Here is an 18,256-nt window from a genome sequence, read left to right as displayed (position 1 = left end):
GGCTTCGGCGAGGTCGACCTGACCGACGCGGTCGCGACTCCTCTGCACGTCGTCCGGGAGCAGACCGGCAAACGCGGTGGCCGGAAGGCACCAAAGACCGACGAGCCCGCCACGAGGATCGACCGGCGCGCCCTGACCAAGGCACGTACAGCCCTCGACCGAGCCGAGCAGCGGCTCGACGACGCCGAAGAGGCTCTCGACGAGGCCAGGTCACGACGGCACCAGGCGCGCCTGGCGGTCGAGCGCGCACAACATGCCGTCGAGGAGCTCGAGAATCCTGGCGGTTAGACCGGGACCGACATCTCGGACGTCGACGTGCGGGCCAGGACGGCGAATGCGACGCCCGTCAGTGCGCCCGCGTCTCGATTCATGGCGAGCCCTCCCACGTCGGACAACTGTCTGCTCGAAATCCTAGGACGCGTTCTCCGACCAGACCGTGTGCTTCCGCAGATGATGTCGGTTTCTGTTCACCCGGCCGTCTCCCAACGGATGTCCGGCCTTCCTAGCGTCACGCGAGGCGGGGGGTCGCACCTCGCTCTGATGACCGCGAGGAGAACCCGGTGACCATCGCTTCGGACCGCCCCCAGCTGCCACTCATCAATTCAGTGCCGCCCACGGCGGCACCGTGCTCCACGGGCCGGGCTGCCCTGACGTGCCGGTACCGGTGCGGCGACGCCTGCGCCCACGAAGCCCCGAACACGTCGACCAATGAGACCTTCGCCGACGTGATGCAGGCGGCAATCTCACGCCGCGGTCTGCTCCGCGCCGGGGCCGTGCTGGGAGCGGTTGCCACGACCGGCCTGGCGGGATCTCCGGCTGCCGCCAGGGCGACAGGCGCCGCGGCCCTCGCATCACAGGAGCCTGCTCGCGGGCTGCGATTCACGCCGGTTCCGCCCAACACCGTCGACGCCGTCTCGGTGCCGGCCGGGCACGACCAGAGAGTCGTGATCCGCTGGGGCGACCCGCTCTTCAAGGGCGTGCCCGACTTCGACGTGAACCGTCAGTCGGCGCGACGACAGCAGAGCCAGTTCGGGTACAACAACGACTTCCTCGGGCTGATGCCGCTGTCGGACAGCGCACTGGTCATGGTGGTCAACCACGAGTACACCAGCGAGACCCTGATGTTTCCCGGCTACGACCCGGCCAATCCCACCCGCGACCAGGTCGAGACCGCGTGGGCGGCTCATGGTCTGAGCGTGGTGGCCGTCCGCGAGAACATCCGCAACGGAGCGCTCCGGCCAATCGTCGGACACCGGCTCAATCGTCGTCTGCACACGACGAGCGAGTTCGAGCTCACTGGTCCGGTCGCCGGGCACCCCCTGGTCAGGACGGCGGCGGAACCCCACGGCCGCACCGTCCTGGGCACCCTCAACAACTGTGCGGGCGGTCTGACGCCGTGGGGCACATGGCTGACGGCCGAGGAGAACTTCAACCAGTACTTCGCCAACGCCGCCACCGTCACAGACCCGGTCGCAGCTCGCAGGCTGTCCCGGTACGGCATCAGCGGAGCCGGCACCGAGCGCGGCTGGGAGAAGTTCGACGACCGGTTCGACATCGCCAAGGAGCCGAACGAGGCCAACCGGTTCGGCTGGATCGTCGAGATCGATCCGTACGACCCCGACTCGACGCCGCGCAAGCGCACGGCCCTCGGCCGGTTCAAGCACGAGGCGGCCCAACCGCGCATCACCGACGACGGACACGTCGCGGTCTACATGGGCGACGACGAGCGATTCGACTACTTCTACAAGTTCGTGTCGTCGGGCCGGTTCCGTAGTGGCGACTCCGCGGCCGACCGCAAGAACAACGCCGGTCTGCTGGACGACGGCACGCTCTACGTCGCCCGGTTCACCGGCGACTCGCCTCCCGCCGAGATCGACGGCAGCGGGAAGCTGCCTTCGGACGACCAGTTCGACGGCAGCGGTGAGTGGATCCCGCTGGTGAGCGGTGCGGAGTCGTTCGTGCCCGGGATGAGCGCCGAGGAGGTCCTCGTCTTCACCAGGCTGGCCGCCGACACGGTCAACCCCACCAAGATGGACCGCCCCGAGGACGTGGAGCCAAGCCCCCGCACGGGCACGGTCTACATCGCCCTGACCAACAACAGCAACCGCGGCGCGGCGGGCGCGGCGGCACCCGACGAGGCCAACCCCCGCAAGGCCAACAAGCATGGTCACGTCATCGAGCTGGTCGAGCGCGACAACGATGCTGCGTCGACGCGGTTCAGCTGGAACATCCTGCTCCTGTGCGGTGACCCGGCCGACCCGAGCACCTACTTCGGGGGTTACCCGCGCACGGACGTCTCCCCGATCTCGTGTCCGGACAACCTGGCCTTCGACCCGCACGGGAATCTCTGGATCTCCACGGACGGCAACGCCCTCGGCTCGCACGACGGCCTGTTCGGCCTGGCCGTCGAGGGCCCGGAGCGCGGGAGGACACGCCAGTTCCTCACGGTTCCGGTCGGTGCGGAGACCTGCGGACCGGTGATCGAGCGCGATCGAGTGCTGGTCTGCGTCCAGCATCCGGGCGAGAAGGACGGCGCCACCGCCACGAATCCGGCGTCCACCTGGCCCGACGGTCCGGGCAAGATCCCGCGTCCGTCGGTGGTCGCGGTGTGGCGACGCGACGGCCGCGGCATCGGTCGCTGAGCCGGGCTCAGGGCCCGGCAGCGACGCGGACGGCTGCCGAGATCACCGCTGCGAGGTCGCGGCGGGAGTCGCGCGGGATCGGGACCTCGAGGACGCGGATGCCGGTGACGACTTCGTCGAGGGCGGCCGGGAGATCGGTGGCCGAGAGCAGGCGATGGGGCACGCCGAAGGCCGCGCACACCCCGCCGATGTCGGCGCGCGTCGGCGTGGCGTAGACGCGCTCGAAGACGTCGGCGAACTCGGGGCCGCCCTGCTCGAGCGTGGCGAAGATGCTGCCACCGTCGTCGGACGCGACGACGATCGTCAGGTCGGGGCGTGGTTCGCCGGGCCCGATCATCAGCGCGTTGGCGTCGTGCAGGAACGTGAGGTCGCCGACGTAGGCGATGGCGCGGCTGGACGTGCGGGCGAGCGCGGCGCCGATCGCGGTCGACAACGTCCCGTCGATGCCGGAGAGCCCGCGGTTCGAGAGCACGAGCCGTCGCTCCCCCACCGTGTACGGCCGCGCGACGACATCGAGGTCGCGGATCGGGTTCGACGAGCCGACCACCAGCAGACCCTCCGGGGGAACGGCGTCGTGGACAGCCCGAGCGACCTCCAGAGCAGCGCCGGCCGGATGACGGGCAGACTCGACGTCGACCGCCGCAGAAGCCATCGCGTCGGCCGTTCGCCAGGCATCGAGCCAGGTCGGAGCGGCAACAGTGGACGGCACGACGTGGGGATCGACCAGCCGGGCGTGGCCGGGCGGGAGTGGGAACCGGCGCAGGTCCCGAGCCGGCACGACGACATCGACATCGGTTCGGGCCAGCAGGCTGGTGACCTGTCGCGAGAGCGTGGAGTGCCCGAAGACGACGACCTGGTCGATCTGGTCCGCGATCGGCGCGTGCTCCAGCAGCAGGCGGTAGGTGATCAAGGCGTGGTCGCCGGTGCGTGCGCCCGAGCTCGGCTCGGCCAGCAGGGGCAGTCCGGCCTGCTCGGCGAACACCCGGGCTCGCGGGCCGCAGTCGTCGCCGGCCACCACGACGGCGTGCGGTCGCATCTCCAGCTCGGGGCCGTCAAGAGGGACGCTGGGCCCACCCCGAGGTTCGGTGGGGCGCGCGGACGGCGCCCATGCGCCGGCCTCGACGAGTGGCTCGTCGAGCTCGAGGTTCAGGTGAGCCGGGCCGTCCGCCGTGGTGAGCAGCGCGGCGACACCGGGCGGGTCGTCGCCGAACGAGATGCCGGAGAAGAGCTCGACCTGGTCGGTGGTCTGGTTGGCGCCGGTGCCGCGCAGCCGGGCCGGACGGTCAGCCGTGACGGCCAGCAACCGCACTCGGGCGTGCCGAGCCTCGAGCAGCGCCGGGTGCAGGTTCGCCGAGGCGGTGCCGGACGTCGTGACGACCGGAACCCACGATCGCGACGCCTTCGCGAGCCCAAGGGCGAGGAAGCCGGCCGTGCGCTCGTCGACCCGCACGTGCAGCCGCAGTGCACCGGAGCGGTCGGCGTCGGCCAGCGCGATCGCCAGCGGCCCCGAGCGGGAGCCGGGAGCGATCACGGCCTCGCGCACACCGGCGTCGAGGAGGTTCTCGACCAGCGCGCGGCACGCAGCGGTGGCGCTCACCGCGCGACACGCTCCCGCTGCGCGCGGACAGAGGCGAGCCGGGACTGCCACCGCGCATCCGTCTCGGCATCGGCGGCCACCGACTCGAAGGCATCCTCGTCGACCTCGACCCGGCCGACCGGGAGGTGCCCGTCGACGGGGACGAGGGGCGTCGTGACGACGTCGCCGTCGAGCAGGGAGTTGGAGCCCAGACCACAGGCGTACGGCAGCTCCGGAAGAGCCGCCGCCAGGGCGAGCCCGGCAGCAAGCCCGACCGACGACTCGACCGCGCCGGAGACCACGATGGGCAGGCCGATCCGCTCGGCGATCTCGAGGCAGGCGTGGACGCCGCCCAGGGGCTGAACCTTGAGCACGGCGATGTCGGCGGCCTCCAGACGCGCGACGCGCAACGGGTCGTCAGCGCGACGAATGGACTCGTCAGCCGCGATCGGGACATCGATCGCCCGCCTCAGCTCGGCCAGCTCCTCGACCGTGGCGCATGGTTGCTCGACGTACTCGAGGTCACCGGCGGCGTCGAGCGTGCTGATCGCCAGGCGGGCGTCGTCGACCGACCACGCGCCGTTGGCGTCGATCCGGACGCGGCCGGACCGGCCGAGCACGTCACGAACGGCCTCGACGCGAAGCATGTCGTCGGCGAGCACCTGGCCGCGCTCGGCCACCTTGATCTTGGCGGTGGCGCAACCGGACCGGCGCACGATGTCGGCGGCGTGCTCGGGGCCGACCGCCGGCACGATGCAGTTGACCGGGATGCTGTCTCTGACGGGCTCCGGCCACGGACGTTCGGCGGAGTCGAGAGCGGCCGCGAGCCAGGGGACACACGCGGTGTCGTCGTAGCCGAGGAACGGGCTGAACTCCGCCCACCCGGCCTCGCCTCGCAGCACCATGCCCTCGCGCCGCTCGATGCCCCTGAACCGCGTCGGCATCGCGATCGCGAACGTCCTGAACTGCACGGTTGCACCCTAGTGGGCCCGACGTACGGTGGCGCCATGAGTCACATCGCCATCGTGGGCGGCAACGGACAGGTCGCCCGGCACGTCATCACCCAGCTCGTCGCGGACGGTCACCTGCCGGTGGCCCTGGTTCGGAACCCGGCCTACGCGCATGACCTCAAGCAGCTCGGCGCCCAGGTGCGGCTGCTCGACATCGAGCAGGACGCAGTCGAGCACTACGCCGCGGCATTCGCGGAGTGCGACGCGGTGGTCTTCGCTGCCGGCGGCGGGCCGGACGGCAATATCGAGCGCAAACGCACCGTCGATCTCGGCGGGTCGCTGACCTCGATCGAGGCCGCCAAACAGGCCGGCATCTCCCGGTTCGTCCAGATCTCGGCCATCAATGTGGACAAGCCTGTCCCCGACGACGCCGCGCCCGTCTGGAAGGCATACGTCGAGGCCAAGCGCGAAGCCGACGCGGCGCTGCGAGGCAGCGGGCTCGACTGGACGATCCTGCGGCCGGGGCGCCTCACCGACGATGGCGGAACCGGCCAGGTGACGCTCGGCGACACGGTCGAACGCGGCGAGATCCCGCGCGCCGACGTCGCGGCCGTCGTGGTCGCCGTCCTCGACCAACCGACCTCGATCGGTCGTCAGTGGGACGTGGTGGGCGGTCAGACTCCGGTCGAGGAAGCCGTAGCCTCCGCCTGACCGGCGGGGGGCGACGACGACACGGCGACTTGGCGCAACCGGTCCCGGTCGACCTTGCCCCCGGACAGGGACGGCAGCTGGTCGAACAACAGCACCTGGCGCGGCGCCCAGGTGCGCGGCAGACCGCGCTCGGTGACGGCGTCGCGCAGCTCGTCGAGACGAAGTCCGTCGAGACACACCGCGTCGACCGGGACGACGGCAGCCACCACGCGCGCACCCCACTCGCGATCGTCGACCCCGACGACAGCCACGTCGCCGACCGCCTCGACCCGGCGTAGGGCGCGCTCCACCGCCGGGAGCGGAACATTCACGCCGCCGCTGACGATGACGTCGTCGAACCGGCCCAGGACGTGCAGCCGGCCGTCGTCGTCGATCTCCCCGCGGTCACCGGTGGCCAACCACTCGCCCTCGCGCGGCTGGTCGACATGTCCGTCGAACAGCACCGGCCCGGCCAGCAGCACCTGGCCGTCGTCGTCGACGCGCATCTGCACGCCGTCGAGCGGGAGCCCGTCGTAGACACATCCCCCGCAGGTCTCCGTCATGCCGTAGGTGCGCACCACGTTGATGCCGGCGGCGCGGGCGCGATCGAGCAGCGCAGGGTCGGCGGAGGCGCCGCCGACCAGCAGCGCGTCGAGGCCGGACAGCAGGTCGAGGCGCCCTTCGGCGTCGAGCCGGTGCAGCTGGGTGGGGACGAGGGACGCGTACTGGCGCGAACCGACGAGCTCGGCGACGGCCGACTCCAGATCGTCATGCTCGGAGACGACGACCGGATCGGTGCCCGCCAGCACCGAGCGCACGAGGACCTGGAGGCCGGCCACGCCGGTGACCGGAAGATCGAGCAACCAGTGACCGGGGCCTCCCAGCCGTTCCTGGGTGGCTCGCGCCGACGCGAGCACCGCCGCGCGCGAGAGCACGACGTCCTTCGGCTCACCAGTGCTGCCCGACGTGCGCACGATGATCGGGTCGCCGCCGAATCTCACCCACGGCTCGAGAAGTTCCAGCACCTCACGCGCAGAACTGCTGACCGGACGCAGCGAGGCGGTCATTCCGGCGGCTCGTCGTCGATCGGATCCTGCGGGCTGCGCTTGGGCAGCGACTGGAACACGGCCGCGGCAGCCACGAAGAATGTGCCGAGCCCGGCGATCACCTTGATCCACAGCACGTCGCTCCACAGGGCCAGGGAGCCGAAGAGCACCACCAGCACGACGAGGGCGACGGGGAAGGGAGGCTGCTCCATGGCGACAACATACGTCCATGGCCAGGTACCCGCGACGGCGCGCCGGGGGATCTCGCTGGCAGACTGGCCGCCGTGACCGCTCCTGCCCGCGCCGGCCGTTCCGCGTGGATCGAAGGAGCGCGTCCCCGCACGCTTCCTGCCGCCGTCGCGCCCGTGCTGGCCGGCACCGGTGCGGCCGCCCTTGCCGACGGGTTCGTCTGGTGGAAGGCACTGCTGGCGCTCGGCGTCTCGCTGTCCCTGCAGATCGGCGTCAACTACGCGAACGACTACTCCGACGGCATCCGTGGCACGGACGACGATCGCGTCGGACCTCTCCGGCTGGTCGGCTCCGGTCTCGCATCTGCGCGGTCGGTCAAGCTGGCGGCCTTCGGCTTCCTCGGGCTCGGGGCCGTGCTCGGCCTGGTGCTGGCCGCCACGACCACCTGGTGGCTCCTCCTCGTCGGTGCGGCGGCGATCGGTGCAGCCTGGACCTACACCGGCGGGTCGAGCCCGTACGGCTACCGCGCGCTCGGCGAAGTCAGCGTCTTCGTCTTCTTCGGTCTGGTTGCCGTGGTCGGCACGACGTTCGTCCAGCTCGAGCGCATCACCTGGCCGAGCGTCGTCGCGGGGGTGGGCGTGGGTGCGCTGGCCTGCGCCATCCTGGTGGCCAACAACCTGCGCGACATCCGCACCGACACGGTGGCCGGCAAGCGGACGCTCGCAGTCGTGCTGGGCGACTCCCGGTCGCGCTCGCTCTACGTCCTGCTCGCGGTCGTCGCGGTCGGGGCGGTCGTCGCATGCTCGTTCGCGACGCTGTGGGCGCTGCTCGGACTCCTCGGTCTGCCGCTGGTGGTGCGTCCGGCGCGCGTGGTCCTGTCGGGAGCGTCTGGTCCGGCACTCATCCCGGTCCTGCGCGACACCGGACTCGCCGAGCTGGTGCTCGCGGCCGGTCTGGCGCTCGGTCTGGCGCTGGGTTAGTCGACGTCGGGGAGGACGCCGGTTTTCTCCAGGTCGTCCAACGCGGCGGAGTACGGCGCGATGTCGATGTCCTGCTCGACCAGCCATGAGTCGTCGTAGTAGGTGCGCGAGTACCTCTCGCCGCCGTCGCACAGCAACGTGACGACGCTGCCGGTCTCGCCCGCCTGCCGCATCTTCTCGATCACGCCAAGTGACGCCCACACGTTGGTGCCGGTCGAACCGCCGACCGGCCGGTTCAGGACCCGCGACACCCAGCGCATGGTGGCGATGGACGCGGCGTCGGGCACGCGCACCATGTCGTCGATGACGCCACCGACGAACGACGGCTCCACCCGCATCCGTCCGATGCCCTCGATTCGCGACGGTGTGGTGGTGGTGACGTCGGCGCGGTCCGCCAACCAGCCGTCGAGGAACGCCGAGCCCTCCGGGTCGGCCACTCCCACCCTGGTGTCGTGGCGGCGGTAGCGAACGAACCGGCCGATGGTGGCGGACGTGCCTCCGGTGCCGGCGCCGACGACGATCCAGGCCGGGACGGGGTGGCGCTCCGCGCGCATTTGCTCGTAGATGGACTCGGCGATGTTGTTGTTGCCCCGCCAGTCGGTGGCCCGCTCGGCGTACGTGAACTGGTCCATGTAGTGGCCGCCGTACTCAGAGGCGAGCCGGCGGGCCTCGTCGTAGACCGTGCCCGGGTCTTCGACCAGGTGACACCACCCGCCGTGGAACTCGATGAGCGCGAGCTTCTCGAGGCTGGTCGACGCCGGCATCACCGCGACGAACGGGAGCCCGATCAACCGTGCGAAATAGGCCTCGCTGACCGCCGTCGACCCGCTCGACGCCTCGATGATCGTGGTGTCGCGGCCGACCCAGCCGTTGCACAACGCGTACAGGAACAGCGATCGCGCGAGCCGGTGCTTGAGGCTGCCGGTGGGGTGGACGGACTCGTCCTTGAGGTAGAGGTCGATGCCGTCGACGGCCAGCGGGAACGGGTGGAGATGGGTGTCGGCGCTGCGGTTCGCGTCGGCGTCGACCTTGCGGATCGCCTCGGAGATCCAGTCGCGGTCGTCAGTCGACGTCTTCGGCACGACGCGACTCCTCGATGCGCTGGTTCATCCGCCCGGCCCGATCGCTGAGGTGCCTGGCGACGTCGTCGCGCAGCCGGGCGAGAGCGAAGTACGAGATGAACGCCGAGATCACGAGGGCGATCAGCAGCACGAACAGGTTGCCGAACGCGGGGTCGAACCAGATGGCGGCGACCGCCCAGACCGCCAGGTACGACACCGCGAGCACGACCAGCCGGGCGAGCGTGTAGAGCCAGAACGCCTTCATGGGAGCAGCCTACGTGGACCACGCCACCGCATTGACTCGCGCCGGTAACGTTGGTGCATGGGCAAGGCACTCATCGTCATCGTCATCGTGGTGCTGCTCGTCTACGCGTTCTTCGACCTGCTCGCCACCCCCGCCGACCGCGTCCGCTTCCTGCCGAAGTGGCTGTGGTTCGTGCTCGTCCTGGTGCCGGTCGTCGGCCCCCTGCTCTGGGTGCTCTTCGGCCAGCGCCGCGACCGCCCGAAACCGCCCCCTCCGCCCGGCGGCCGGTACGGCTGGCCCGGCGGCCGCCCCCCGGCCAAGGGCCCCGACGACGACCCCGACTTCCTCCGCGGCCTCTAGCCCGGCGGACCACGAGATTTGAATCTGGAGCTAGCCGGAGCCGAACCGGCCGTCGGTGGCATTGGACAGGGCGGCGGCGAGTTGTTTCTGGGCGCTGAGGACGAAGGTGTTCGTGATGTGGGTGCCCTGGCGGTAGACCAGGACGTTGCCGATGACGGGGGCACAACGCGGGCCGTCGGGGCAGATGACGTCGGCCATGTCCATGACCTCGACGGCGGGAACCTTCTCGGCGGCCGCCAGCTGGGTCGGTCCGCCCGACTTGACGAATCCCTTCCCCCGGTCGAAGACGCAACGGCGCAGATCGTCCTGGTTCTGGGCGACGCACTCGTACACGGGGCTGACCGCCGGTGACGGTTCAGGGTTGTCGAGCAGGGTGGCCATCGGGATCCCCGCGTCCGTGATCGTGTCCCAGTAGCTCGCGAGGCCGTCGACCATCGCCGGCCGGGTGAGGTCGGTGGGGTCCGATCGGTCGTCCGGCAGGGCCGTCTTCTTCTGGGCCGTGGTGATGACGAGGCCGGGGTCGAGCCGCAGGATCTGCTTCAATGCGGCGCGCCCCCAGTCGCGGCAGGGCGTCCACCGCTGGTCCTTGCGCACGAGCATGGCATCGGTGAAGTCGCAGCCAAACTTGAACATCTGGACGAGCTTCCAGCCCTCGCGCTTGGCGATGGCATCGAACCCGCCCTGCCACTGGGCGATCTTGGAGCTGCCGACCAGCACGACCACACGATCGGCGGTCGCGTCGCCGAACGTGCACAGCTTCGGCTCGGACTCGTCGAACGTCACCCTGCACCCGTCCCGCTCGGTGTAGGCGGGGACGTCCTCGGACGCGTCAGCCGGCAGAGGGACCATCCGATCGACCTGTTCGAGACTGCTCCACACGAAGTCTCCGCGGGCCGGGTCGTCGATGGCCCGGGCACCCAGGGCCTCCTGCGCGGAGGCCTCCTTCACGGTGTCGGTCAGGGCGGTCGACGCCGACAGGCTGAGGCCGATGACGACACCGGTGGCGGTCAGCGCGGCACCGAGGCCGAGGGCGCGGCGGGTCGGCCGGAACCGCGGCCCGAACCGGATCGGGTCCTCGACGTAGCGCCGGCTCAGCCAGGCCGGGACGAACGCGATCAGCGTCAGCGCGACCCCGTGGCGGATGCGGAAGTCGTCGATCGCGGCCTCACCGGCGACCAGGATCGGCCAGTGCCACAAGTACAACGAGTACGAGAGTCCACCGACCCACACCATCGGCCACAGGCTCAACAGACGGGCCGGACCTGCCGCCGAGGGACCGATGCCGGACGCGATCACGCCCGCCGCACCGAGGACCGGAAGGAGCGCGGGCCAGCCCGGCCAGGAGGTCGTGGCCTCGAACTGGAGCGCGGCCCACACGATGGCCGCCAGACCGACCCAACCGACTGCGACCCGAAGGGCACGCGGCGCACGCGCCACGTGCGTGGCGGCCAGGGCCAGCAGCGCACCCACCCCGAGCTCCCAGATCCGCGTGGTCGAGACGAAGAACGCCGTGTCCGGGCTGGACTCGGCCTGCTGAACCGAGTAGGCGAACGAGACGAGGGTGATCGTGGTCAACGCCAGAAGGGCTCCGAGCACACGACGCCTGGCGAAGATCACGGCGACGGCAAGGATCAGCAGCGGCCAGATGACGTAGAACTGCTCCTCGACCGCCAGAGACCAGAAGTGCTGCACCGGAGAGGCCACCACGTCCTCGGCCTGGTAGTCGACCGACCGGTCGGCGAGACGCCAGTTCACCACGTACAGCGCAGACGAGACGATGTCGCCGCCGAAGACCGAACGCTGGGTGAGCGGGAGCCAGATCCAGGTCACCAGCACCGAGAACGCCAGCACGACGGCGCTCGCCGGAAGCAGGCGACGGGCCCGCCGCGCCCAGAACCGTCCCAGCCGCACCCGACCCGACTGGGTCACCTCACGAACCAGCAGGTCGGTGATCAGGAACCCGGACAGGACGAAGAAGACGTCGACCCCGATGAAGCCTCCGCCGACCCAGGGCAGGCCGGCATGGAACGCCAGGACCGTGCCGATCGCGATCGCCCGCAGTCCCTCGATGTCGAGACGCACGTCGCGCCCGGTGGTCGAACGCCTCAACGACTCCACGTGAACGTCGTGGTGCTGGACGTCGACCATGGGTTCTTTCACTTGGCGTAGGAGTGCAGGCCGCCCACGAAGAGGTTGACGCCGACGAAGTTGAACACGAACGTCGCGAAACCGACCAGCGCAAGGATCGCCGCGGCCTTGCCCTTCCACCCGGCGGTGGCGCGGGCGTGCAGGTAGCCCGCGTAGACGACCCAGGTGATGAACGCCCAGACCTCCTTGGGGTCCCAGCCCCAGTAGCGACCCCACGCGTAGTGCGCCCAGATCGGGCCGGCGATGAGCGCGGCGAACGTCCAGATCGGGAACGCGAAGGCATGAACGCGGTATGCCACCTGGTCGATGGCCGCGGACGACGGGATGCGCCACAGGAATCCGGACCGCTCGTCCTCAGCAGTGTTGGCCTCGGCCCGCGACTTGACGAGGTAGAGCACCGACGCGGCCGCGCCGACGAGGAAAGCAGCCCCGGAGACCATGGCGGCGAGCACGTGGATGACGAGCCAGTACGAGTCGAGCGCCGGCACGAGCGGTCCGGCGGGCACGTAGACGAGCATGGACGCGCCCAGCACGACGGTGCCGAAGCCGGTGATGATCGGTCCGGCCCACTCGATCGACCAGACGCGGACGAGCGCGATGTACGCCGTGAGGGCGACGACGATGGCAGCGGTGCCGAACTCGTACATGTTGCCCCACGGCACGCGTTCGGCCGCGATGCCACGAGCGACCACACCGACCAGCAGGACCAGCCAGCTGAGCACCGTGAGCGAGAACCCGATGCCTCCGGCGACGTCCGAGCGCTCCGCGGCGACCTCGTCGGAGGATGAGCTACCGACCGGGACCAGCTCACGGTCGGCCGCGACCTTGCGGGCGAAGCCCCATTGCGCGACGTAGACGACGAAGGCGAGCGCGAGGATGCAGTTCGCGGCCACGATGAGGACCTTCGCGTACTCCTCGAGCGTCATGCTGTCTCCTCGTTCGGCAGCTGAGACCGGAGCCGTTGCAGGAAGTCGTCCAGGTCGGCGGGCAGGTCGCCACGAGGCACGCGGTCCAGCACGGCGACCTCCACCACGGTACGCGAGCGCCCTTCCGCAGTGGCCCTGCGCCTGGCCCGGATCCAGGTCCGCCGGGGCTTGATGGACAGCGACAGCACCAGTCCGAGCACCCCGACCACGATGGCGACGAGCGGCAGCCCGACGAGCGGGGACGAGCTGATCTGCAGGCGCGCGAACTGCCGCACGCCGGTGAGCTCGATCGTGCCGCCGCCCGGAAGGTCGGCCACCTGGCCCGGGCTCAGACTGACCCGGAACGGGGTGCCGTCGGGGTTCTTCTCCTGGGTCAGCTTGTCCTTGTCGAGCACGTACACGGACTGCGGCGTGCCGTCGTCGACGCCGAGGTCACCGCTGAAGACGAACAGCCCGACGAGCGGGTTGGCCGCGGCCGGGAACACCGACACCGGCGCCTCCTCCTTGCCCGTCGAGACGGCGGTGGGCAGGAAGAAACCCTGGAAACCGAGGCCCTCCGGCCTGGCGTCCGGCACCTTGACGACGCCGGTGGACGTGTAGGTGTTGTCGGACGGCAGGAACGGCACGGCGTCGTGGAAGGCGACGTCGCCGTTGGCGTCGGCGATCCTGAAGACCGGCGCGTAGCCCTGGCCGACGAGGAACACCGAGGTGCCGTCGACCTTCAGCGGATGGTTCACCCGAATGTCGAACGGCTCATCCTCTGCTCCCGGTCGGGCGGCGACGTCGCCCCGGGCGGCGAACAGCCTTGGTGATCCCCGCTGGGGTCCGGAGAGCCGGAACTTCGCGTCCACCTCCGCGATCTGCATCGAGAACGGCGGGAGGTCGTCGGGGTCGAACAGCGCGCCCGACGCGAAATCGTCGTACTGGGTCAGGACGTTGGAGAAGCCGTGGCCCTCGGTGACGATCGCCGAGCCGCGATATCCGAACAAAGCCCCACCTGCGACGCCCACCAGCACAAGGACGACGCTGATGTGGAAGATCAGGTTGCCGGTCTCGCGGAGGTACCCCTTCTCCGCGCGCAACTCGTGATCGACGACGTCGATGCGAGCCCGGCCGAGGGTGCGTCGGCCCGCCGCCAGCACCTCGTCGACGGAGGCGGTGGTCTCGAACGTCGCCGACGCCGGCATCCGCTCGAAGTTGCGGGGCGCCCTCGGCGGCCGCGCACGAAGGGCCTTCGTGTAGACGATCGTGCGCGGGACGATGCAGCCGATCAGCGAGACCATCAACAGCACGTAGACCGCGCTGAACCACGGTGACGTGTAGACGGAGAAGGCACCCAGCCGTTCCAGCCAGGGCGAGAGCTCCGGGTGGTCGAGCGTGAAGCCCTCGACGGCACGAGCGTCGACGCCTCGTTGTGGCACGAGGGAGCCGGGGACGGCGGCGATGGCCAGCAGGAGCAGCAGGAACAGGGCCGTGCGCATGGACGTCAGCTGACGCCAGGCCCACCGCAGGGTCTCGCGGCGGCTCAGCTCGGGTGCGGCGGTCACAGCAGTGTCTCGAATCCGCCGGTCCACGACTGCAGCTCGAGCGCCAGGTCGGTCCACCAGCCGGTGACGAGCAGGACGCCGACCGCGATCAGCAGCACACCGCCGGCGATGTTCAGGGCGCGCTGGTGTCGCCGGAACCAGGTGAGCGCGCGCGTGAACCGAGCGAATCCGAGAGCGGCCAGCACAAACGGGATGCCGAGTCCCAGGCAGTAGACGAACGTCAGGAATGCCCCGCGCGAGGCGGTGGCCTCGTTGTTCGCGAGAGTGAGCACGGCGCCGAGGGTGGGGCCGATGCAGGGCAGCCAGCCGAGCCCGAAGAAGACGCCGAGCACCGGGGCGATGGCCAAGCCGACCGTCGGAACGGCATGCACCCGCACCTCGCGCTGGAGCAACGGCACGAATCCCATGAACACGAAGCCGAGCAGGATCACCAGCACGCCGGTGACGATCGACAGCTCGCGGTGATACGCGAACAGCTCCTGACCGATCGAGCCGAACAGCGCGCCGCCGCTCACGAACACCGCGGTGAAGCCGAGGACGAACAGTGACGAGCCGAGCACAAGGCGTCCACGTCGTGCGGTCTCCAGATCCTGGACGCCGACGCCGGTGACGTAGGAGAGGTAGCCGGGCAGGAGCGGCACCACACAGGGCGAGAAGAAGGAGATGAGTCCGGCCGCGACCGCGATCGGGATGGCCAGCATCAGCGAGCCCGACGCCACCGTGTCCGAGACGCCGGAGATCATGACGACTTCTTCTTCACGTCGTCGATGAGGCCGGCGAGCGTCGAGGCCGACACCTCGTCCATGATGCGCACGGCCACCCGGCCGCGGTCGTCGATGATCCAGGTGGTGGGGATGGCCTGCGACGGGAGAGATTTCGAGAACCCGAGCAGGTTGCGGCCGGAGAAGTCGGCGATGCTCCGGTACGGCGTGTCCTGCTTGCGGGTGAACGCCAGCGCGGCGGCCGGCTCGTCGCGCACCAGCACCCCGACGAAGGTGACGTCGCGGTCGGCGTAGTCGCGCGACACCTTCGCGAGGGCAGGCGCCTCCTTGCGGCACGGCGGGCACCACGAGCCCCACACGTTGACGACGAGGGTGTCGCCGGCGAAGTCGGCGGTGGACAACGGACGCCCATCGAGGTCGTCGCCGGACAGGACCGGCGCCTTCTTGCGCTCACCGGGATCGACGACGGTGATGGATCCGTTGCCGCTCACGTACCCGCCGGTCGAGCCCTCCGTCCCGACGGATCCGCACCCCGCGAGCGCGCCGAGCAGCAGGATGCCGGCCAGGAGACGTGGTGTCATGCGCCGCCGACGAATTTCTTGCCCTTCAACACGTCCGGGATGAGGTGGCCGGCGGGCTCGCTGTAGGTGAAGCCGTCGAAGTGGTCGTCGTCGAAGGTCAGGCTGGTGAGGCTGGCCAGGGCGCACTGGCGCCTGCGGGGGTCGTGCACGAAGGACTTCTCCTCGAACGACCGACGCGCGATCCACACCGGCAGCTGGTGCGACACGATGACGGCCTCATGGCCCCGGGCCGCCTCGCGCGCGTCGGTGACGGCGGCGCGCATCCGCTCGGCGATGTGGGCGTAGGGCTCGCCCCACGACGGACGGAACGGGTTGCGCAGCTTCCACCAGTTGGCGGGACGCTTCAGCGCACCGTCACCGACGCCGAACGTGCGGCCCTCGAAGAGGTTGTCGGCCTCGATGACGCGCTCGTCGGTGGTGATCGCCACCTCGAGGATCTTCGACAGCGGCTCGGCGGTCTGCTGGGCCCGTTCGAGGGGGGACGCGACGAGGTGGATGATCTCGTTCTTCGAGAGGAAGTCGGCGGCCGCCTCGGCCATCTCGTGCCCCAGATCGGACAGGTAGTACTCGGGCAGACGGCCGTAGAGGACGCCGTCGGGGTTGTGGACCTCGCCGTGTCGCATCAAGTGCACGATGGTTCGGGTGCTCATCGCGTTCCTTCGTGGTCGGGTGCGGATGCCGAGGCGGCCGCGCTCGCGGCCTCCGGCAGTGCCGCGGCCATCCTAGAGAGTGCCTCGTCGTCGTGGGCCGCCGAGACGAACCAGCACTCGTACGCACTGGGCGGCAGGTACACGCCGGCGTCGAGCATCGCGTGGAAGAACGCCCGGTAGCGCCACGTCTCCTGCGCCTGGGCCCCGGCGAAGTCGGTGACCGGGTCGGTGACGCCCCAGAAGACGCTGAACATGCTTCCGGCTGTCTGGAGCACGTGTGGCACACCGGCCTGGGTGAGCGCGTCGGTCACCAGCGACTGTGCCGACGCCGACCACGAGTCGACGCGTGCGTAGACGTCGTCGTCGGCGAGCCGCAGCGTGGTGAGGCCGGCCGTGGTCGCGACCGGGTTCCCCGACAGCGTGCCGGCTTGGTAGACCGGGCCGCTCGGCGCGAGCTGGGCCATGACGTCGGCGCGGCCACCGAACGCCGCCGCGGGGAAGCCGCCACCCATCACCTTGCCGAACGTCATCAGGTCGGGGCGCCATCCCTCCTGCGCTCCGTCGAGGCCCCATTGACCGCTGCGGGTGACGCGGAAGCCGGTCATCACCTCGTCGCTGATGAACAGCGACCCGTGGCTGCGGCAGGTCTCGGACAGGAACTGGTTGAAGCCGGGCTCGGGCGGGACGACGCCCATGTTGCCGGCCGCTGCCTCGGTGATGACGCAGGCGATCCTCGGTCCGAGCTCGGCGAAGGCCGCCTCGACGGCGTCGCGGTCGTTGTACGGCAGCACGACGGTGTCGGCGGTGACATGGCCCGGGACTCCCGGCGTCTCGGGGAGACCGAGCGTGACGACGCCCGAGCCGGCCTGAGCCAGGAGCGCGTCGACGTGTCCGTGGTAGCAACCGGCGAACTTGACGACCATGTCGCGGCCGGTGAACCCGCGCGCCAGGCGGATCGCCGACATCGTGGCCTCGGTGCCCGACGACACCAGCCTCAGCTGGTCGACGGGGGCGCGGGCCACGATCTCCTCGGCGAGCTCGACCTCGGACGGGCTGGGTGTGCCGAAGGAAGTTCCTCGGGACGCGGCCTGCTGCACCGCGGCCACGACCTCGGGGTGGGCGTGGCCGAGCAGCATCGGCCCCCACGAGCCGATCAGGTCGACGTAGCGGTCGCCGTCGGCGTCGGTGAGCCAGGCCCCCTCGGCGCCCACCATGAATCGCGGCGTGCCGCCGACCGCGCGGAACGCGCGGACTGGCGAGTTGACCCCACCCGGTGAGACGGTGAGAGCACGTTCGAACCACAGTTGCGACTGCTCGTGCTCAGGGGGCGTGGGATTCACCTGGTCATTGTTGCTGGTGACCCCGTGGGTCCCGTAACCCCGGGTGCGGGAAATCGTTGATTTCATCTGTATTCGCGTTCTGTGGCGGAGTGTGGGTGCGCTAGGTAACATCGGTTTACTCGATGACCCGCAACGGGTCATCAAGACGTTTTTCTGAGGGAGACATGGCCCGACAGCTCTCGCGCTTGCAGAAGGCAAGCGCACTGGTGCCGATGGCGGTTCTCGTCGGCGCATGGGGGGCGGCCCTCACCAACTCCGGCCTGGCCAGCGCAGTTGGCGGCTCCGATGCCGACGTCATTCCGGACGTCCCGGCCAACCCCTTCGACCAGCCCGCCACCGTCCAGAAGTCGCCGGGCGGCATCGATCCCCGCGCCGGTGCCGACGGCGCCGTCTCCACGCTCTCCACCAACGGCATCCCCTCCGCCGCGCTGTACTCCTACCGTCGCGCCGAGACCCTGCTCGGCAAGGCCGACGCGAGCTGCAAGCTCCCCTGGAACCTCGTCGCCGCCATCGGCCGGGTCGAGTCCAACCACGGCCGCAGCGGCGGCAACACGCTGAGCGCTGAAGGCCTCGCCACCCCGGGCATCTTCGGCGTCCCGCTCAA

General features: G+C 70.3%; 18 protein-coding genes and 1 pseudogene. 6 read left to right on the top strand and 13 right to left on the bottom strand.

What is annotated here, in order from left to right:
* A partial coding sequence (locus ACRDPN_RS11725; protein ID WP_431447928.1) for a hypothetical protein occupies window positions 1-288 on the top strand: 288 nt, incomplete at its 5' end.
* Between the two features lie 272 nt (window positions 289-560).
* The gene (locus ACRDPN_RS11720; RefSeq protein ID WP_431447925.1) at window positions 561-2,642 is read left to right on the top strand and encodes a PhoX family protein; all 2,082 of its coding nucleotides are present in this window, start codon (window positions 561-563) and stop codon (window positions 2,640-2,642) included.
* Window positions 2,643-2,649: 7 nt separating this feature from the next.
* Here ACRDPN_RS11720 and menD read toward each other — a convergent pair whose 3' ends face one another.
* Together menD and ACRDPN_RS11710 are read right to left on the bottom strand one after the other, a co-directional pair.
* Window positions 2,650-4,239: a 2-succinyl-5-enolpyruvyl-6-hydroxy-3-cyclohexene-1-carboxylate synthase gene (menD, locus tag ACRDPN_RS11715; RefSeq protein ID WP_431447922.1), complete on the bottom strand. Its 1,590-nt coding sequence runs from the start codon at window positions 4,237-4,239 to the stop codon at window positions 2,650-2,652.
* Entirely contained in the window at window positions 4,236-5,189 is a 954-nt protein-coding gene (locus ACRDPN_RS11710) for an o-succinylbenzoate synthase (RefSeq protein WP_431447919.1), read from the bottom strand. The genes menD and ACRDPN_RS11710 overlap by 4 nt, the downstream gene beginning before the upstream one ends.
* A gap of 36 nt (window positions 5,190-5,225) precedes the next feature.
* On the opposite strand from ACRDPN_RS11710, the gene ACRDPN_RS11705 reads away from it, so the two are divergent.
* On the top strand, window positions 5,226-5,879 hold the full coding sequence (locus ACRDPN_RS11705) for an SDR family oxidoreductase (protein WP_431447916.1): 654 nt from the start codon (window positions 5,226-5,228) through the stop codon (window positions 5,877-5,879).
* On the opposite strand, the gene ACRDPN_RS11700 is transcribed toward ACRDPN_RS11705, so the two are convergent.
* Together ACRDPN_RS11700 and ACRDPN_RS11695 are read right to left on the bottom strand one after the other, a co-directional pair.
* Window positions 5,843-6,925 (bottom strand): AMP-binding protein, encoded by a 1,083-nt coding sequence (locus tag ACRDPN_RS11700; RefSeq protein WP_431447913.1) that lies wholly within the window; start codon window positions 6,923-6,925, stop codon window positions 5,843-5,845. The genes ACRDPN_RS11705 and ACRDPN_RS11700 overlap by 37 nt on opposite strands.
* The gene (locus ACRDPN_RS11695; protein WP_431447910.1) at window positions 6,922-7,116 is read right to left on the bottom strand and encodes a hypothetical protein; all 195 of its coding nucleotides are present in this window, start codon (window positions 7,114-7,116) and stop codon (window positions 6,922-6,924) included. The genes ACRDPN_RS11700 and ACRDPN_RS11695 overlap by 4 nt, the downstream gene beginning before the upstream one ends.
* 72 nt (window positions 7,117-7,188) lie before the next feature.
* Between ACRDPN_RS11695 and ACRDPN_RS11690 the strand changes: the two genes are divergently transcribed.
* Window positions 7,189-8,073 carry a 1,4-dihydroxy-2-naphthoate polyprenyltransferase gene (locus ACRDPN_RS11690; RefSeq protein WP_431447907.1) on the top strand — a complete coding sequence of 295 codons (885 nt, stop codon included), beginning with the start codon at window positions 7,189-7,191 and terminating at the stop codon, window positions 8,071-8,073.
* Here the strand turns inward: ACRDPN_RS11690 and ACRDPN_RS11685 are convergent.
* Both ACRDPN_RS11685 and ACRDPN_RS11680 read right to left on the bottom strand, forming a co-directional pair.
* Window positions 8,070-9,155 (bottom strand): PLP-dependent cysteine synthase family protein, encoded by a 1,086-nt coding sequence (locus tag ACRDPN_RS11685; RefSeq protein WP_431447905.1) that lies wholly within the window; start codon window positions 9,153-9,155, stop codon window positions 8,070-8,072. The two genes, ACRDPN_RS11690 and ACRDPN_RS11685, sit on opposite strands and share 4 nt — an antisense overlap.
* Window positions 9,136-9,399: a DUF4229 domain-containing protein gene (locus ACRDPN_RS11680; RefSeq protein WP_431447902.1), complete on the bottom strand. Its 264-nt coding sequence runs from the start codon at window positions 9,397-9,399 to the stop codon at window positions 9,136-9,138. The genes ACRDPN_RS11685 and ACRDPN_RS11680 overlap by 20 nt, the downstream gene beginning before the upstream one ends.
* Before the next feature lie 57 nt (window positions 9,400-9,456).
* Here ACRDPN_RS11680 and ACRDPN_RS11675 point away from each other — a divergent pair, with 57 nt between their 5' ends.
* The gene (locus ACRDPN_RS11675) at window positions 9,457-9,738 is read left to right on the top strand and encodes a PLDc N-terminal domain-containing protein (protein WP_431447899.1); all 282 of its coding nucleotides are present in this window, start codon (window positions 9,457-9,459) and stop codon (window positions 9,736-9,738) included.
* Window positions 9,739-9,768: 30 nt separating this feature from the next.
* On the opposite strand, the gene ACRDPN_RS11670 is transcribed toward ACRDPN_RS11675, so the two are convergent.
* The 7 genes from ACRDPN_RS11670 to hemL are packed head-to-tail and all read right to left on the bottom strand — an operon-like array spanning window position 9,769 to window position 17,652.
* Entirely contained in the window at window positions 9,769-11,886 is a 2,118-nt protein-coding gene (locus tag ACRDPN_RS11670; protein ID WP_431447896.1) for an acyltransferase family protein, read from the bottom strand.
* An 8-nt stretch (window positions 11,887-11,894) separates the two neighbouring features.
* Window positions 11,895-12,812 (bottom strand): c-type cytochrome biogenesis protein CcsB, encoded by a 918-nt coding sequence (ccsB, locus tag ACRDPN_RS11665; protein WP_431447894.1) that lies wholly within the window; start codon window positions 12,810-12,812, stop codon window positions 11,895-11,897.
* Window positions 12,809-14,359 (bottom strand): cytochrome c biogenesis protein ResB, encoded by a 1,551-nt coding sequence (gene resB, locus ACRDPN_RS11660; RefSeq protein ID WP_431447891.1) that lies wholly within the window; start codon window positions 14,357-14,359, stop codon window positions 12,809-12,811. Before resB ends, ccsB begins: the two co-directional genes overlap by 4 nt.
* Complete coding sequence (locus tag ACRDPN_RS11655; RefSeq protein WP_431447888.1) at window positions 14,356-15,102, bottom strand: cytochrome c biogenesis CcdA family protein; 747 nt, start codon at window positions 15,100-15,102, stop codon at window positions 14,356-14,358. Before ACRDPN_RS11655 ends, resB begins: the two co-directional genes overlap by 4 nt.
* Complete coding sequence (locus ACRDPN_RS11650; protein WP_431447885.1) at window positions 15,099-15,662, bottom strand: TlpA family protein disulfide reductase; 564 nt, start codon at window positions 15,660-15,662, stop codon at window positions 15,099-15,101. The genes ACRDPN_RS11655 and ACRDPN_RS11650 overlap by 4 nt, the downstream gene beginning before the upstream one ends.
* A complete protein-coding gene (locus tag ACRDPN_RS11645) occupies window positions 15,659-16,312 on the bottom strand; it encodes a histidine phosphatase family protein (protein WP_431447882.1) in 654 nt (217 codons plus the stop codon). The genes ACRDPN_RS11650 and ACRDPN_RS11645 overlap by 4 nt, the downstream gene beginning before the upstream one ends.
* Complete coding sequence (hemL, locus tag ACRDPN_RS11640; RefSeq protein WP_431447879.1) at window positions 16,309-17,652, bottom strand: glutamate-1-semialdehyde 2,1-aminomutase; 1,344 nt, start codon at window positions 17,650-17,652, stop codon at window positions 16,309-16,311. Before hemL ends, ACRDPN_RS11645 begins: the two co-directional genes overlap by 4 nt.
* 164 nt (window positions 17,653-17,816) lie before the next feature.
* On the opposite strand from hemL, the pseudogene ACRDPN_RS11635 reads away from it, so the two are divergent.
* Window positions 17,817-18,256, top strand: a pseudogene (locus ACRDPN_RS11635) (lytic transglycosylase domain-containing protein); the annotation flags it as partial.

It is taken from the genome of Aeromicrobium sp., from assembly GCF_050700635.1.
Taxonomy (GTDB): domain Bacteria; phylum Actinomycetota; class Actinomycetes; order Propionibacteriales; family Nocardioidaceae; genus Aeromicrobium.
This window is presented reverse-complemented; position numbering and strand designations above follow the sequence as displayed.